Source organism: Sulfitobacter sp. HNIBRBA3233 (assembly GCF_040149665.1).
Classification (GTDB): Bacteria; Pseudomonadota; Alphaproteobacteria; order Rhodobacterales; family Rhodobacteraceae; genus Sulfitobacter; species Sulfitobacter marinivivus.
In genome coordinates this window covers 194,329-210,882 of record NZ_JBEFLP010000002.1, presented here as the reverse complement: position 1 = coordinate 210,882, position 16,554 = coordinate 194,329, and the positions used below count along the sequence as shown (strand labels likewise).

The window sequence follows — 16,554 nt, the reverse complement described above, 5'->3', positions numbered from 1 at the left end:
GAGAATTATTCGCCCCGTCATCTTCAGTGGCCATCTTTCCAGTCGCAAGCAATCGGCGTAGGCTTCTGCATATGATTACTTTGCACCACCTCAACAGGTCCCGCTCGCTCCGCATTCTGTGGCTTCTCGAAGAACTGGGGCAGCCCTACGATCTGGTGCTGCACCAGCGTGACGAGCGCACGAACCTTGCGCCGCCTGCGCTGAAGGAACTGCACCCACTAGGCAAATCACCGGTGATCGAGATCGACGGCGACCGCATCGTCGAAAGTGCCGCGATCGTCGAGCTTTTGTGCGCGATGCATGCCCCCGGCATGGTGCCCGATCCGGGCACGGCGGCGCATGTGCGGCATCTGGAACTGATGCATTTTGCCGAAGGGTCGGCGATGACGCCGATCTTGCTGAACCTCTACGTCGGGCGTCTGGGCGACGCGGGAGAGCCGCTGCATCCGCGCATCAACGACGAACTCGACAACCATTTTTCTTACATGGAAAGCGTCATCCGGCCATCGGGGCATTTCGTGCTGGATGATCTCTCCGCGGCGGACATCATGCTGAGTTTTCCGGCGCAGATCGCCATGCGGCTGCGCGATGCGGATCAATACCCGAAACTGGGTGCGTTCTGCACGATGATCGAAGCGCGCCCCGCCTTCCGCCGCGCCGTGGAAAAAGGCGGCTTCTGAGCCCGCGACCTCTGCTGCTAGCGCGGAAGGCAGCGGCGGGCGGAAAGCGCGAGATTCCGCCCGCCTGCGCCTTCGGACGATTGCACCGCGTCGGCTGGCGTGTCACCCATATGGCATGAAACAGCTTACCAGTCCCAACGGCACGGCGGCCAGCGCGCTGGCATTCGGCACGATGCAATTCGGGGGCCGCGCGGATGAAACCGCCTCGGCCAGAATGTTCGACGCCTGCCGCGCGGCGGGCATCACCCACTTTGACACTGCGCATGTCTACACCGACGGCGCGTCGGAAAAGATACTGGGCAAGCTGATTGCCAAGGACCGCGACAGCCTGCTGATCGCGACAAAAGCCGCCTACACCGGCGGCGCGCGCCCCGACACGATCCGCACGTCGTTAGAGACGTCGCGCAAACGTCTGGGCATCGATGTGATCGACGCGCTCTACATGCACAGGTTCGATCCCGACACCGATCTGCACGACACTTTCGAGGCTCTGGCAGAGCTGAAGCAGGCCGGGCTGATCCGCTATGTCGGCATATCCAACTATGCCGCGTGGCAGGCCGTGAAGGCCTGCTGGGTCGCGTCGAAATTCGATCTGTCCATTGACCTGATCCAGCCGATGTACAGCCTTGTCAAACGACAGGCCGAAGTCGAGATCCTGCCGATGGCAGCGGATATGGAGATGCTCTGCGCGCCCTACTCGCCGCTGGGTGGCGGCTTGCTGAGCGGTAAATATGCCGAAGGCGGATCGGGGCGATTGACCGAGGACGACAGATACGCCGAACGCTACGGGGCGCGGGTGATGCATGACGCCGCCGCGCGGCTGTCGCAGATTGCGGCGGCGCGGGGCACGCATCCGGCAACACTTGCCGTGGCCTGGGCCGCGGCGCATCCCACCGCGCCCACGCCGATCATTTCCGCCCGCGACCCTGCGCAGCTTGCCCCGTCTCTGGCCGCGCTCGACTATGACATGCCAGACGATCTTTATGATGAACTGGCGGCGCTGGTGCCTGCACCGCCGCCCGCCACAGACCGAACGGAGGAAGCATGAGCGACATTATCGTGATCGGCGGAGGAATTGCGGGCCTTTCGGCAGCGGCACGCCTGTCGGCGGACGCCCGTGTGACCGTGCTCGAAATGGAAAGCGGCGTGGGCTACCACGCCTCCGGACGCTCTGCCGCGCTGTTCGAGCAGAACTACGGCCTGCCCAGCACCATCGCGCTGAACATGGCCTCGGCGGATTACCACCGCGAGGCCAACGGCGGATATCTCAGCCCGCGCGGGCTGCTGATCGTTGCCGACAAGGAAGACGAGGACGCGTTTCTGAAGGACGTGGCCACCATGGGGGTGGACCGGATCAGCGCCGAGGAGGCGCGGGAAATGGTGCCGATCCTGTCGCCGGCAGCCGCCCTCGCGGGGTATCACGAGGCCGCCTACGATATCGACACGGACCGTCAGATGCAGGATTTCGTCCGCACCCTGCGCCAGAACGAGGGGACGCTGGTCACAGACGCCACCGTCACCCAGATCAGGCAACACGAGCGGGGCTGGACGGTGACCGCTGCGGGCGTGGAGTACGAGGCCGAAATGATCGTCAACGCAGCCGGTGCATGGGCCGATCTGGTCGCGGGGCTGTCGGGTGTGACACCTATCGGGATCGTGCCGCACCGCCGGTCCATGGCCCGCCTCAAGGCGCCGGGCGGGCATGACGTAACCCGCTGGCCGATGTTCTTCGGCACCGGCGAGCAGTGGTACGCCAAGCCCGACGCCGGTGCGCTGCTGGTCTCTCCGGCAGAGGAGGATGCGACCCATCCGCACGATGCCTTCCCCGACGACATGACGCTGGCAGAGGGCCTTGCCCGCTATCAGGAGATGGTGACCGAGGAGGTGACCAGACCGATCAGCACATGGGCCGGTTTGCGCAGCTTCGCGCCCGACCGCGCGCTGGTGCTGGGCCCCGATCCCGATGTGCCATCGTTCGTGTGGTGCGCCGCACAGGGCGGTTACGGTTTCCAGACCGCGCCCGCAGCATCGCAACTGGTGGCCGATCTGGTGAACGCCAGACCCCCGCAGATCGAGGCCGCCGTGGTCGCGGCCCTCGTGCCCGACCGGTTTCGCGTGTGACGACCCTGCCCCGCAGCGCGAGTGTCGCCCACCGCGAGGGCACCGGCGCCAAGCTTTTCGCGCCCTCCGCCGCGCGCAACACGGCTCCGATTGTCGCGCTGCTGTCCGAAGTGGCGCCTCCGGGTGGCAGGGCGCTGGAAATCGCGTCGGGGACAGGACAGCATATCGTCGCCCTCGCTGCGGCGATCCCGCAGACCGAATGGTTTCCGAGCGATATCGCCGAGGACCGGCTTGCCAGTATCGCGGCCTACGCGGCCGAGGCGCGACTTGCCAATCTGCATCCCGCAACGCGGCTGGATGCCTGCACGGTCGGCTGGGCGGATCGGCTGGGCCCGTTCGGGATGATCCATGTGATCAATCTTTTGCACCTCATCCCCACCGACGCCGCACGAACCGTGATCTCAGAGGCGGCGCAGGCGCTTTTGCCGGGCGGGCGGCTGGTCCTTTACGGCCCTTTCCTGCGCTCGGGGCAGGCCACGTCACCCGGTGACCTGAGTTTCGATGCGCAACTGCGCGCCAGCGATCCCGCCATCGGGTACAAGGATGATATCTGGATCGAGACCTGCCTGCAGGGCGCGGGCCTGCTTCTGGAAGACGTCCGCAAGATGCCCTCCAACAACCTCGCATTCATTGCCACGAAGGATCAGAGATGAGACTACGCCACGCCTTCGCCGCTGTCGTGATCGCCCTGCTGGGGGCCTGCGGCGGGCCGCCTGCGGTGCCGGTGGGCGATGTGATCGCCCCCGACTTTCGCGACAGGGATCCGGTTGATTTCGGCAGCCAGCGCCCCGACCGCTACGCCGTCCACGGCATCGACGCCGCGCGGTTCCAGCAAAGCATCGACTGGCGTCAGGCTCGCCAGAACGGGGTCAACTTCGCCTTTATCAAGGCAACCGAGGGCGGCGACCTGATAGATCCGATGTTCGAGAGCCACTGGCGGGACGCCGCATCCGCCGGGGTCGCACGCGGGGCCTACCACTTTTACTACTTCTGCACCTCGCCCGAGGATCAGGCGCGGTGGTTCATTCGCAACGTACCGAAGGCCGCAGGCACCCTGCCACCGGTGCTGGATATGGAATGGAACCCGTTTTCGCCCACCTGTGCGCACCGGCGCCCGCCGGCGGATGTGGTTCAGGACGAAATGCGCCGCTGGCTGCGGATTGTGACGTCGCATTACGGGCAGCGGCCGATCATCTATACCACCCCACGCTTTTACGAGGAGAACCGGCTGACGAATTTCGACGGCTACGAGTTCTGGCTGCGCACCACTGCCAAGCCCCCGCGCGAGGCTTTCCCCGGTGAAAGCTGGCGGTTCTGGCAGTATTCCGCGACGGGCGTCATCGGCGGGATCGAGGGAGAAGTCGACCTGAATGCCTTTTCCGGCAGCGCCGCCGACTGGCGGGCGTGGCTGGCACGGCGCGCGCTGCGCTAGGCAGGATCAGGAGGTGCGCCCAAGACCCATGGGCAGCACGTAGACGGGCATCCGGCTTACCGAGGTGCGACAGGGCGGCGCGGCGCCGCGCAGGGACGTCAGTTCAAGACGGGCGCGTTCCGCGACGCAGGCGATATCGCCGTCGAAGCTGGGCAAGTGGAAGATCACCGTCTTGGCGGTGGCCCCGAATCGCATCCGTGTAATGGTGATATGCCCTGCGGCGCGCTCGTGGCAGGCTCTCCAGCACAGTTCGGCAATATCGGGCAGGTGGCGCAGGCTTTCCCAGCGGTCGATCAGCGCGAAAGTGACAGTGGCGCCCTCTGGGGCCTCCTCGCGCCGCTCGGCGCCCAGCGCCTCCCTGAGCTCCTCGGCGCGGTCCCCGATCACCGCGACAGTCGGCACACGCGGCGGCGACAGCATCACCCCCAACGCAAAGATGCCAAGGATCGCACCTGCCGCTGCTCCCAGCACGGTCCTGCGCCGCCGCTTCATCGCATCCTCCGCGTCCGAGGCCCGATCAGCGGGCCGGTGTGTCCCTCGCGAAATGGCGCGCCACGACGAATAATCCACCGATCAGCATCAGCGGAAGAATGAAAATGCGGAAGACATGCACGCCCAGCACGGCCAGAAGCGCGCCGATCAGCTCATCCGCGCGCCGCCACAGATTGTTGGCGAGCTGGCGGTATTCGGTGAGCCCCGGTTCGTCCTCGCCCAGCGCATCACTGCCGCCGACGCGCGCGGTAATCTCTTCGACCAGGGCAATGTTGCGCTGGTAGGTGGTTTCGGTCAGCGAGAATGCCAGCGGTTCGGACGCGACCAGCGCCAGCGGCAGCGCAAGACCGAGAAATCCGCCGTACCACGCCAGCCGCCGCGGCAGGCCCGCGTGGCCCCGACCGCTTGCCGCCCATAGCGCCAGCGCAATGGCAAGCATCGCCAGACCGATGGCGCTGACCGGCCCCAGCGCCACGGCGATCACGCCGGTGACAACCATCACGCCAAACACAAGGCTCGCGATACGCTCAACGGTATCATCGATCGGCTCCAGCACTTTCAGGGGCCGCGCGGAGCCCGAGGCGATGAAGGACAATCCGACCTCGATCTCCTGCGCGGTGGACAGAAAGGCGTTCAGCGTGCGCAGCGTCACATAGCTGGCCGCCGCGGTCGTCGCGACGCCGCGCGCGTAGCCCTGCGCGGCGCCCACAAGCGGGTTGTCACGAAAGAGCGCAGCCGTCAGCGCCAGCACGCACAGCAGCGCAAGAAGCAGCCTGCGGGTCACCCGTCGATCCGGATGCGGGCATTCTTGGGATCGTAGGGGCTGTCCTCGACGATTTCCGCATCCCACAGACGGTCGAACATCTTGACCTTCAACTTCGTGCCGACGTCGGCCACATCGGGAGAGACATAGCCCATGCCGATGGATTTGCCGAAAGCGACAGAATAGCCCCCCGAGGTCAGACGCCCCACGCGGGTCTCCCCGTGGTACAGCACTTCGCGGCCCCATGGATCGGCGTCCTCTGGCCCGTCGATCAGAAGTGTGACGCATTTCGCGTTGATCCCGTGATCGGCCATCGCCTGCTTGCCGTGGAAATCCTTGTTCAGATCGACGAAGCGCGGCAGGTCTGCCTCCAGCGGAGTGGCATCGCGGCCCAATTCGTTGCCGAACGCGCGATAGGATTTCTCCTGCCGCAGCCAGTTCTGCGCCCGTGCCCCGACCAGTTTCATGCCGTGCTTCTCGCCCGCTTTCTCAAGCTGGTCGAACAGGTAGTTCTGCATCTCGATCGGGTGGTGCAATTCCCATCCCAGCTCGCCGGTATAGGCGACACGGATCGCGCGCACCGGACACATGCCCAGTTCGATATTGCGCATGGTCAGCCACGGGAAGCGCTTGTTCGACAGGACCGTTTCGGGGTCCGCGTCCTTGACGATCTCTTTCAGAACATCGCGCGATTTGGGTCCGGCAATGGCAAAGACACCCCACTGCGTGGTCACGTCGTGACATTCGATATAGCCAAGCTCGGGCATCTTGTCTTCGATAGCCTTGCGCAGGTAATCGCTGTCATAGGCCGTCCAGGCGCCCGCGCTGACGAGGTAATACTCGTGCTCTGCCAGACGCACGATGGTGTATTCGGTGCGGGTGGTGCCGTGGCCGGTCAGTGCGTAGGTCAGGTTGATCCGCCCCACCGACGGCAGCTTGTTGCAGGTGAACCAGTCCAGAAAAGCGGTCGCGCCGGGGCCACGCACCAGATGCTTGGTAAAGGCGGTGGCGTCGATCAGGCCGACGCCCTCGCGGATCGCCTTTGCCTCCTCGACGGCGTATTGCCACCAGCCACCGCGCCGGAAACTGCGCGCATCATGGTCACTGAACCCCTCCGGCGCGAAATAGTTGGGTCGCTCCCAGCCGTTCACATGGCCGAACTGCGCGCCGCGCGCGGCTTGCCGGTCGTAGGCGGGCGATGTCCGCAACGGCCGGCACGCAGGCCGCTCCTCGTCGGGGTGGTGCAGGATATAGACGTGCTCGTAGGCTTCCTCGTTCTTGCGGGCGGCGTATTCCGTCGTCATCCAGTCGCCGTAGCGCTTGGGGTCGAGCGACGCCATGTCGATCTCGGCCTCGCCCTCGACCATCAGCTGGGCAAGGTAATAGCCCGTCCCGCCCGCTGCGGTGATGCCGAAGGAAAAGCCTTCGGCCAGCCACATGTTGCGCAGTCCCGGCGCCGGGCCGACCAGCGGGTTGCCATCGGGGGTATAGCAGATCGGGCCATTGAAATCGTCCTTCAGGCCGCAATTCTCGGCGGAAGGAATGCGGTGGTTCATTGCCATGTACTGGTCCTCGATCCGGTCGAGATCGAGCTGGAACAGATCGGCGCGGAAGCTGTCGGGCACACCGTATTCGAACCGCGCGGGCGCGTTCGGCTCATAAACGCCGAGGATCCAGCCGCCACGCTCTTCGCGCACGTAGGATTGCGCGTCCGCGTCGCGAATCACGGGATGCTCGACATTGCCTTCCTTGCGGAACTTCACCAGCTCGGGGTCCTGATCCATCACGATGAACTGATGCTCGACGGGGATCGCGGGCATCTTGATCCCCAGCATCTTCGCCGTACGCTGCGCATGGTTGCCCGACGCCGTGACGACGTGTTCGGCGGTGATGACGATCTGCTCGTCCGACGGCACAAGGTTGCCGCCGCGCTCGACCATCTTGGTACAGGTCACCTCCCACGCCTCGCCGTTCCAGTGGAAGGCATCGGCCTGCCACTTGCGTTCGATCGCCACGCCGCGCTGGCGCGCACCCTTGGCCATCGCCATCGTCACATCGGCGGGGTTAATGTAGCCATCTGTCTGGTGATAGAGCGCGCCCTTCAGATCCTCGGTCCGGATCAGCGGCCATTTCGCCTTGATCTCGTCGGGGGTCATCCACTGGTAGGGCACACCGCAGGTTTCGGCGGTCGACGCATAGAGCATGTATTCGTCCATGCGTTCGTCCGTCTGTGCCATGCGCAGGTTGCCCACGACGGCGAAACCCGCGTTCAGGCCGGTCTCTTCCTCGAGGGTCTTGTAGAACTTGATCGAATAGTCGTGGATGTGGGTCGTCGCGTAGGACATGTTGAAATAGGGCAGCAGCCCCGCCGCATGCCATGTCGAACCCGATGTCAGCTCGTCACGCTCCAGCAGCATCACATCTTCCCATCCGGCCTTGGCCAGATGATAGGCAATCGACGTGCCCACGGCACCGCCGCCCACGACCAAAGCTTTGACTTGCGTTTTCATGCCCGCGACTCCCTCTCGTTCAAGTGCCGTTTTAGACAAAAGCGCAGCCCCCCTGCGCCAACCCGCGACAGTGCGGGGCGAAAAACGACCTCGCCGCATCTGTGCTTTCGCTTCGGGGTCAATACGCCCAGGGGCAGGCCGAACTTTGCCCTGACGCAGGCTGCGCGATCACCGGGAAAACCGGCCCTGCGCCGGAGATGTCCGGCGCGTCCGCTCGATCAGGCTGGAAGGATCTTTCCCGGATTCATGATGTTGTCGGGGTCGAGCGCGCGCTTGATCGCGCCCATCACCTCGACCGCACCGCCGAGTTCACGCAGCAGGTAGGGCCGCTTGCCCTGCCCGATCCCGTGCTCTCCGGTGCAGGTCCCGCCAAGCGCGATGGCCCTGTCGTTTAGCCAGCTGACGTATTCTTCCGCCCGGGCGACCTCGTCGAGGTTGTCCATGTCCAGCAGCAGCGAGGCGTGGAAATTCCCGTCGCCCGCGTGGCCCACGATCGGCGCGATCAGCCCCAGCTCGGCGGCCTTGGCATTGGCGCCGCCAACGGCTTCGGCCAGCCGCGAGATCGGAACGCAGACATCGGTTGCGACCGCCTTGCAGCCCGGGCGCAGGGCAAGCATCGCCCAATAGGCGTCGTGGCGCGCCTGCCAGAGCTTTGTCCGTTCCTCCGCAGAAGTCGTTGCCGCATAGCCCGATCCGCCGAACTCTGCGGCCAGCTCCCCGAATGTGGCGGCCTGCTCGGCCACACCCGCGTCCGACCCGTGGAATTCCAGCAGCAAGAGCGGCGTCTCGGGAAGGCTGAGCTTCGAATAGGCGTTCACCCCCTTGACCACGAGCGCATCGAGCAGTTCGATCCGCGCCACAGGCAGCCCGTACTGGATTGTCGCCATGACCGCCTCGCAGGCGGCCTCGATGGTGGGAAAGGAACAGCTTGCCGCCGATATCGCCTCTGGAATGCCCTGCAGGCGCAGCGTGATTTCGGTGATTACCCCCAAGGTTCCTTCCGAGCCGACCATCAGGCGCGTCAGATCGTAGCCGGCCGAGGATTTGCGCGCACGGCTGGCGGTGCGGATGATCTCTCCGTTTGCCATCACGGCCTCGACGCTCAGGACGTTGTCCTTCATCGTCCCGTAACGCACGGCGTTCGTGCCCGACGCCCGCGTGGCCGTCATGCCGCCGATGCTGGCATCCGCTCCGGGATCGATCGGAAAGAACAGCCCCTGATCGCGCAGGTGGGTGTTCAGCGCCATGCGGGTGACACCGGGCTGGACCCGGCAATCCAGATCGCCTGCGTTGACTTCCAGCACCTCGTTCATCTGCGACAGATCGATGCTGACCCCGCCCGCCGGGGCGTTCACATGCCCTTCCAGCGAGGTGCCGGTGCCGAAAGGAATGATCGGCACGCCGTGGGCCGCGCAGACCTTGACGATGGCGCTGACCTCTTCGGTGGAATGGGCGAAGATCACCGCATCGGGTGGCTGGTTCACGATCCACGTCGTGGTATGGCCGTGCTGTTCACGGATCGCCATGCCGGTCTGGCAACGTTCCCCGAACTGCTGTTTCAGGATCCCCAGCGCCGTGCCGATCCCGTCCTCGTTCCGCGCCATCGCAACTGCCTGTACCATTCTCTCAGTCTCCCAATGCGATGCCTTCGCGGCGCGGATCCGCCCCGCCAGACATTCCTGCCTCGTCGATCGCGATCACATGCAGACCCGATGTCAGGTCGCGCGTTTCCACGTCGAATCCCATTTCGCCCAGAGGGCCTGCAAGCTCGGCTGCTGCGGTCCCTTCCTCCAGATCATAGGTGCCGAACCGGTTGACCGCATGCGGCACCATCACCGCCTGCTGCGGGTCCATTCCCCAGTCCAGCATGGCAACGATGGTCTGTGCCGTATAGCCGATGATCCGGCTGCCACCGGGCGATCCCAGCGCGATTACCGGCTGCCCGTCGCGCATCACGATTGTCGGGGCCATCGACGAACGCGGCCGCTTTCCGGGTTCGACGCGGTTGGCAATCGGCACACCATCCACATGGCTGCGGAATGAAAAATCCGTCATCTCGTTGTTCAGCAGGAAGCCTCCGACCATCAACCGGCTGCCGAAACCGTTCTCGATGGTTGTCGTCATCGACGCCACGTTGCCCGCCGCATCCACGATCGAGATATGGGAGGTCGACGGCAGCTCGATTGCCTCGTCATCCGCGCGGATCAGCGCGTGGTCGAACGCGGGCGTCCCCGGGGCGACCTCCTCCAGTGCGGTCTGCCCGGTCAACACGTCGGCGCGCTGCGCCAGATAGGCAGGGTCCAGCATCCCGCGGACCGGAACCGGCACATAATCGGTATCGGCCACGTAGCGACCGCGATCCGCGAAGGCCAGCCGCGCGGCGTCGCCCATCAGCCGCCGGACCGTCGCGTCCTGCGGGCCCGCGGCCAGATCGAACGACTCCAGCAGCCCCAGAATCTGCCCGATGGCCAGAGCGCCGGACGACGGCGGCCCCATGCCGCAAATCTCATGCGCGCGGTAGGGGGCGCAGACCGGTGCGCGCTCCTTCACCCGGTAGATCGCCAGATCGACCTCTGACAGCACGCCGGGGTTTCCTTTGGCAGTTTGCACGGTCGCCACGATACTGCGCGCCAGATCGCCGGCATAAAAGGCGCCAACGCCCTCGGCAGCAAGGCTGCGCAGCGTCTCGGCGTAGGGCAGGTTGACGAGCGTGTCGCCCGCCTTCACCGGCGCACCGCCGGGCATGAAATATTCCGCCGTGATGTCAGAACTGGCAAGCCGCTCGGAATCGCCCTCGACCAGCTGCGCAAGGCGCGGACTGACGGCAAAACCCGCCTCGGCCAGCTCTATCGCCGGAGCAAGCAGCGTCGCCCAGTCCTTGGTCCCCCAGCGCTGGTGGATCTCGGCCAGCAGCGCAGGCGTGCCCGGAGTTCCGACAGACCGCCCGCCGACAACCGCATCGAAGAATTTCAGAGGCTCCCCCTGCGCATCCTGAAACAGTTGCGGCGTCGCGGCCAGAGGCGCCGTCTCGCGCCCGTCGAGAGTGGTCAGCTGGCCGCTCTGCGCATCGTACCACACCAGAAAGGCGCCACCGCCCAGACCCGAACTTTGCGGCTCGACCAGTCCCAGCACCGTTTGCACGACGACCAGCGCATCCGCGGCGGATCCGCCCGCAGCCAGTGCATCCGCACCGGCCTGAACCGCCAGCGGATTGGCCGCGGCAACCATCCATGTCTCGCCGCGCACGGGCCTGCCCGCTTCCTTGGCCGCGATTGCCGCGTCAACCTGCGCGGAAACTGGCGCGATCCCGCCCGCCCCCGCCGCTTCGGGCGCAATACCGTCTGCCGCTTGCTGGGCCATCGCGGCACCCGCCGCGAAAACCCCGATCAAGAACGCCATGGACCGCATCGTATTCCTCCCCGACTTCTCCATTTTGCCAATAAACTCAATCCCGCACCCTCCCCGCACGTGCAGGGTGAAGGGGCTCACAGCATCGACGGCACGACCTGGTCCGGCGGCCGGTGGCCATCGTCGAAGGTCTTGATGTTGATGATCACCTTCTCGCCCATCTCGATCCGGCCCTCCAGTGTGGCCGATCCCATATGCGGCAGGAGAACCACGTTCTCCAGCTCGCGCAGGCGCGGGTTGATCTCCTGCCCGTGCTCGTAGACGTCCAGTCCCGCACCCTTGATCGCACCGGAGCGCAGCATCCGCGTCAGAGCGTTCTCGTCGATCACCTCCCCGCGCGAGGTATTCACGATCACCGCGTCCTGCTTCATAAGCTGAAGCCGCCGGGCGTTCATCAGATGGAAGGTCGAGGGCGTATGCGGGCAGTTGACCGAAATCACGTCCATCCGCGCCACCATCTGGTCGAGGCTTTCCCAGTAGGTCGCGCCGAATTCGGCTTCGGTTTCGGGGCGCAAGCGGCGCCGGTTGTGGTAGTGGACCTGCATCCCGAACGCCGCCGCGCGGCGCGCGACCGCCTGTCCGATCCGCCCCATCCCCAGAATGCCCAAGCGGCGTCCCGCGATCCGTCCCCCCAGAAGCGCCGTCGGCGCCCAGCCGGTCCATTCGCCCTTCTGCATCTTCGCCATGCCTTCGGACATGCGGCGGGTCACGGCCAGAATCAGCGCCATGGTCATATCGGCGGTGTCGTCGGTCAGCACGCCGGGGGTGTTGGACACCAGAATGCCGTTTTGCCGCGCGGTCGCCACGTCGATGTTATCGACGCCCGCGCCGTAATTCGCGATCAGCTTCAGGCGCTGACCGGCCCGCGCGATCAGGGCGTTGTCGATCTCGTCCGTGATGGTCGGCACCAGAACGTCGCAGGTCTGCACGGCTTCCTGCAACTCGGCGCGGGTCATCGGCTCGTCCGTTTCGCGCAGCTTCACGTCAAACAGTTCCGACAACCGGTTCTCCACGACTTCGGGCAACCGTCGCGTGACTACAACACTCAATTGCTGTTTTGGCATAATTTGGTCTCCGGTCTTGGCGCTCGCGCTTTTCTGGGGCCATGGTGGCCCATGCGGTCACGAGGCACAAGAACCCCGGAGCGCTGAAAAAGAGCAATATAGTCAAAAGACAGTGCAGGCAGCACCAATGTTCAGAACGATATCCGTCAAGTTTCTTGCGGTCGTCCTTGCGGCGTCCGTGCTCTTTACCCTGTGCCTTGCGCAGGGCCCCGCCTTTGCGGACGAAAGCCGCATCGGACAGGTGACCAAACGCCCGATTCCACGCTTCGTCTCGATGAAGGCGTCCGAAGGCAATGTGCGCCGTGGACCATCGCTGAGCCACCGCATCGACTGGGTTTTCAAACGCCGCGACATGCCGCTCAGAATCACCGCAGAACACGGCCACTGGCGCCGCGTCGAGGACCGCGACGGCATGGGGGGCTGGGTGCATTATTCGCTTCTGTCGGGCACCCGCACCGTCATCATCGAAAAAGACATGCTGAGCCTGCATGCAAGCCCGGACGCGCGCGCGCAGGTCGTGGCGGCGCTGGAACTGGGCGTGGTCGCGCGGGTCAGCGAATGCCAGGCGGAATGGTGCCTGCTGCGGTCCGGCGGCTACAAGGGCTGGGCACCCAAGGCCCGTGTCTGGGGCGTGCAGGCGGCAGAGATCTTCGACTGATTGCACATCCTCCGGGCCTCGGCCATGGTGGCGCGGTCCAACCGCACGGAGAACGCCGCCATGAAAGCTATCACCTATGATCGTTTCGGCCCCGCCGAAGACGTCCTGACCCTTTCGGATATCCCGACCCCCTCACCCGCAGCGGGCGAGGTTTCGGTGCGGCTCGCGTTCTCGGGCGTCAACCCCTCCGACATCAAGGCGCGCGCCGGATCGAGGCCGGGCATCACCAAGCCTCCCTTTCCACAGGTCGTGCCCGACAGCGACGGCGCCGGCACCATCGAGGCGGTCGGCGACGGCGTCGATCCCGCCCGCGTGGGCGAACGGGTCTGGATCTGGAACGGACAGTGGCAACGCGCCTTCGGCACGGCGGCCACGCATATCACCCTGCCCTCCGAACAGGCGGTATTGCTGCCCGAAGGCATCGCGCTGGAAGCCGGTGCCGTTCTAGGCATTCCCGGCCTGACAGCGACTGAAGCGGTCTTCGGCGCGGGCGATGTGGAGGGGCAGACCCTGCTGGTTTCCGGCGGCGGCGGCACAGTGGGATACCTCGCGGTCCAGCTTGCCAAATGGGGCGGCGCGAAGGTGATCGCCACAGCCAGTGCGCGGGATTTCGACCGCGTCCGCGCGGCGGGAGCGCAAACCGTTCTCGACTACCGCAGTGACACGCTGGCCGAAGATATCCTTGCCGCCAATGGCGATGCGCCCGTCGACAGGGTGGTCGAGGTCGAATTCGGCGTGAACGCAGGTGTATGCGCCGATGTCATCAAGCCGAATGGCGTGATCGCCGCCTACGGCTCACAAATCGACATGACACCGACCGTGCCCTTCGGGCCGCTGCTGTTCAAGGCGGCGACCATCGACATCATCCTGATCTACCTGCTGCCCCTCGCCCAGCGTCAGGAACGTATCGCGCGGCTGCACCGCGCCCTGCAGGACGGCGCACTGGTCTGCCCTGTGGAGCAAACCTTTGCACTGAAAGACTGCGCCGCTGCCCATAACGCGGTGCAGCAGGGCAAGCGCGAGGGGGCTATCCTTCTAGACTGCGCCTGATCGGGCCGCAACAGTCCGCGATTGCCAATCCCGTCGCGAGGCCCCTAAACTCCCCCGGTATTTGAGATGATTTTCGGGCGGGAGCATTCATGCGCAATTTCATTCTGGCCTGCTGCCTTCTGCTGACCTTTGCCTCTGCCACGGGGGCACAGGAAACCGGACAGCCCACCGGCACAATCGCGGTCGGTGCGGACGCCGACCAGGACGCCGCGATCGCGACCCGCATCCGCGATATTCTGGGAGAGCTTGAAGGGTTCGATGACGTCACCGTCGCCGTGAAGTCGGGCATCGTCACGCTTCGCGGCAGCACGCTGGACAGCGCGACATCCGGCAGGTTGAACGATCTTGTCGGACGTATCGAAGGCGTCGTGGCAATCGAGAACGAGGTCGCCGAAACCACCGATGTGGTGCGGCGCCTCAACCCGGCGGTAGAGCGGTTCAAGGCGCGCGGGTTGCAGGTGCTGGCATTCCTGCCGCTGGCGCTGGTGGCGCTGTCGGTCTTTGTGCTGATCGTCCTGTTCGGCTTTTTCATCGCGCGCCGCAAACAGCCGTGGGACAGGATGGCGCCGAATGCGTTCATCGCCGATATCTACCGGCAGATCCTGCGCCTTTTGTTCATCGTCGGCGGGTTGGTGGTCGCCCTCGATATCGTGAACGCGACCGCCCTCTTGTCGGGTATTCTGGGCGCTGCGGGGATCGTCGGTCTGGCCATCGGCTTTGCCGTGCGCGACACGGTCGAGAATTTCATCGCGTCGATCATGCTGTCGATCCGCCAACCCTTCCGGCCCAACGATACCGTCGAGATCGAGGGCGACACCGGCAAGGTGATCCGGCTGACCTCCCGTGCGACCATCCTGCTGAGCTTCGATGGCAACCACATCCGCATACCCAACGCGACAGTGTTCAAAAGCCGGATCGTGAATTTTTCGCGCAACGCCGAGCGCCGTTTCACCTTTGGTCTGTCCGTGCGGCCCGATGCGGACCTCGATCTGGCGCGCACGGTTGCCCATGACACTCTCGAAGCGCTGCCTTTCGTCCTCAAGACACCCGCCGTATCGGTCTGGGTGGAATCGATCGACGACAGCTGGGTAACGATGAACATGGCCGCGTGGATCAACCAGAACGACACATCGATCGTTCTGGCCCGCTCCGAAGCGATCCGCCTGACGCAGGCCGCCTATGACGGCGCGGGGCTCGCGGCGGACGTGCCCACCTACAGATTGCAGCACATCGGCCCTGCGGGTGCGCCAATCGCTCCGGAAACCGCGCCCGAAACCTCTGCCACGCCGCGTAGCGTGGAAACCCCTGCACCGGTGCAGGACACCGACGCCACCGAGGACAAGCAGCTACAGGAGATCGTGGATCTGGAGCGCGCGGAGGAGCGGTCCGATCTGTTGCGCGACAACGCCGCTCAGGAATAGAAGAACAGGCAAAATTATCCAGATAATGGCTTGCGCCCGCTGCCAAGCCGCTCTAAATAACGCCGCACGTTGGGATGTAGCCAAGTGGTAAGGCAACTGTTTTTGGTACAGTGTACCGTAGGTTCGAATCCTACCATCCCAGCCATTTTTCCCCGATCCGATCTTGCAGCATAAAGCGCTGTATATGTGCGCGTCAGCCAGCGGCATCGTCTGGCTCGTAGCCTTCTGCGGACAAGGCCGGGTGCCGCCAAAGGAGCCCAGGCACTCTGGATAATCACGCTTCTTCGCAGACCTATGGAGGCAATGCCATTCGCTAATGGCACATCCTCTGCGGGCAGCGTTTTCAAGATGCGCAGACTGACGCGACCTGCCGTCCGGCGGTCATTGCGCTTTAATCACCCGCCACGGTTGTCTACAGTGGCCCTCCGGGGGTCATCTGTACCGTCCCCGGAGGCAGAACATACCCAAGGGGGAATCATCCTATGATAGAATTCGAATTGAACGGACAGCAAATCTCGGTCGACGCCGATCCGGATACCCCGCTGCTTTGGGCGATCCGGGACGAGATCGGTCTGACCGGCACGAAATTCGGCTGCGGCATCGGTGCCTGCGGCGCCTGTACCGTGCACATCGACGGGACTGCGGCGCGGTCCTGCGTCACATACCTGTCTGATGTCGCGGGCATGAAGGTGACCACGATCGAAGGTCTTGACGAAAACAACAGCCATCCGGTTCAGGAAGCGTGGCGCAACCTGCGCGTGCCCCAGTGTGGATACTGCCAGTCGGGCCAGATCATGCAGGCCGCTTCGCTGCTGAAGAACACACCGAATCCGAGCGACGAAGACATCGACGCGGTGATGACCGGCAACCTGTGCCGGTGCATGACCTATTCGCGCATCCGGCAAGCTGTCCGGACCGCGGCCACCGCAATGGGAGATTCCGCAAATGACTAATC

At 64.8% G+C, this 16,554-nt stretch carries 15 protein-coding genes and 1 tRNA gene; 10 read left to right on the top strand and 6 right to left on the bottom strand.

What is annotated here, in order from left to right; genetic code table 11:
* Positions 1–71 precede the first annotated feature (71 nt).
* The 5 genes from ABMC89_RS14240 to ABMC89_RS14220 all read left to right on the top strand — a co-directional run bounded on the left by ABMC89_RS14240 (position 72) and on the right by ABMC89_RS14220 (position 4,233).
* Positions 72–680 carry a glutathione S-transferase family protein gene (locus ABMC89_RS14240; protein ID WP_349569044.1) on the top strand — a complete coding sequence of 203 codons (609 nt, stop codon included), beginning with the start codon at positions 72–74 and terminating at the stop codon, positions 678–680.
* Positions 681–795: 115 nt separating this feature from the next.
* Complete coding sequence (locus tag ABMC89_RS14235) at positions 796–1,728, top strand: aldo/keto reductase (protein ID WP_349569042.1); 933 nt, start codon at positions 796–798, stop codon at positions 1,726–1,728.
* The gene (locus ABMC89_RS14230; RefSeq protein WP_349569040.1) at positions 1,725–2,801 is read left to right on the top strand and encodes an NAD(P)/FAD-dependent oxidoreductase; all 1,077 of its coding nucleotides are present in this window, start codon (positions 1,725–1,727) and stop codon (positions 2,799–2,801) included. Before ABMC89_RS14235 ends, ABMC89_RS14230 begins: the two co-directional genes overlap by 4 nt.
* Entirely contained in the window at positions 2,798–3,454 is a 657-nt protein-coding gene (locus tag ABMC89_RS14225) for a DUF938 domain-containing protein (RefSeq protein WP_349569038.1), read from the top strand. Before ABMC89_RS14230 ends, ABMC89_RS14225 begins: the two co-directional genes overlap by 4 nt.
* Complete coding sequence (locus ABMC89_RS14220; RefSeq protein WP_349569036.1) at positions 3,451–4,233, top strand: glycoside hydrolase family 25 protein; 783 nt, start codon at positions 3,451–3,453, stop codon at positions 4,231–4,233. The genes ABMC89_RS14225 and ABMC89_RS14220 overlap by 4 nt, the downstream gene beginning before the upstream one ends.
* A 6-nt stretch (positions 4,234–4,239) precedes the next feature.
* On the opposite strand, the gene ABMC89_RS14215 is transcribed toward ABMC89_RS14220, so the two are convergent.
* The 6 genes from ABMC89_RS14215 to ABMC89_RS14190 form a co-directional block, all read right to left on the bottom strand.
* Positions 4,240–4,725: a hypothetical protein gene (locus tag ABMC89_RS14215; RefSeq protein WP_349569034.1), complete on the bottom strand. Its 486-nt coding sequence runs from the start codon at positions 4,723–4,725 to the stop codon at positions 4,240–4,242.
* Positions 4,726–4,750: 25 nt separating this feature from the next.
* Complete coding sequence (locus ABMC89_RS14210) at positions 4,751–5,509, bottom strand: hypothetical protein (RefSeq protein WP_349569032.1); 759 nt, start codon at positions 5,507–5,509, stop codon at positions 4,751–4,753.
* Complete coding sequence (locus ABMC89_RS14205) at positions 5,506–7,998, bottom strand: GcvT family protein (protein WP_349569030.1); 2,493 nt, start codon at positions 7,996–7,998, stop codon at positions 5,506–5,508. The genes ABMC89_RS14210 and ABMC89_RS14205 overlap by 4 nt, the downstream gene beginning before the upstream one ends.
* Before the next feature lie 218 nt (positions 7,999–8,216).
* Positions 8,217–9,620: an FAD-binding oxidoreductase gene (locus ABMC89_RS14200; RefSeq protein WP_349569028.1), complete on the bottom strand. Its 1,404-nt coding sequence runs from the start codon at positions 9,618–9,620 to the stop codon at positions 8,217–8,219.
* Between the two features lie 4 nt (positions 9,621–9,624).
* On the bottom strand, positions 9,625–11,406 hold the full coding sequence (gene ggt, locus ABMC89_RS14195; protein ID WP_349569026.1) for a gamma-glutamyltransferase: 1,782 nt from the start codon (positions 11,404–11,406) through the stop codon (positions 9,625–9,627).
* A gap of 77 nt (positions 11,407–11,483) precedes the next feature.
* On the bottom strand, positions 11,484–12,470 hold the full coding sequence (locus ABMC89_RS14190) for a 2-hydroxyacid dehydrogenase (RefSeq protein WP_349569024.1): 987 nt from the start codon (positions 12,468–12,470) through the stop codon (positions 11,484–11,486).
* Between the two features lie 127 nt (positions 12,471–12,597).
* On the opposite strand from ABMC89_RS14190, the gene ABMC89_RS14185 reads away from it, so the two are divergent.
* The 5 genes from ABMC89_RS14185 (at position 12,598) to ABMC89_RS14165 (ending at position 16,552) form a co-directional block, all read left to right on the top strand.
* Positions 12,598–13,128 carry an SH3 domain-containing protein gene (locus ABMC89_RS14185; RefSeq protein WP_349569022.1) on the top strand — a complete coding sequence of 177 codons (531 nt, stop codon included), beginning with the start codon at positions 12,598–12,600 and terminating at the stop codon, positions 13,126–13,128.
* A gap of 60 nt (positions 13,129–13,188) precedes the next feature.
* Positions 13,189–14,178, top strand: a complete 990-nt coding sequence (locus ABMC89_RS14180; protein ID WP_349569020.1) for an NADPH:quinone reductase — start codon at positions 13,189–13,191, stop codon at positions 14,176–14,178.
* Between the two features lie 89 nt (positions 14,179–14,267).
* Entirely contained in the window at positions 14,268–15,599 is a 1,332-nt protein-coding gene (locus tag ABMC89_RS14175; protein WP_349569018.1) for a mechanosensitive ion channel domain-containing protein, read from the top strand.
* Between the two features lie 70 nt (positions 15,600–15,669).
* Positions 15,670–15,744: transfer RNA gene (locus ABMC89_RS14170), tRNA-Gln, on the top strand.
* Between the two features lie 337 nt (positions 15,745–16,081).
* Positions 16,082–16,552 carry a (2Fe-2S)-binding protein gene (locus ABMC89_RS14165; RefSeq protein WP_349569016.1) on the top strand — a complete coding sequence of 157 codons (471 nt, stop codon included), beginning with the start codon at positions 16,082–16,084 and terminating at the stop codon, positions 16,550–16,552.
* The last annotated feature ends 2 nt before the right edge of the window (positions 16,553–16,554 follow it).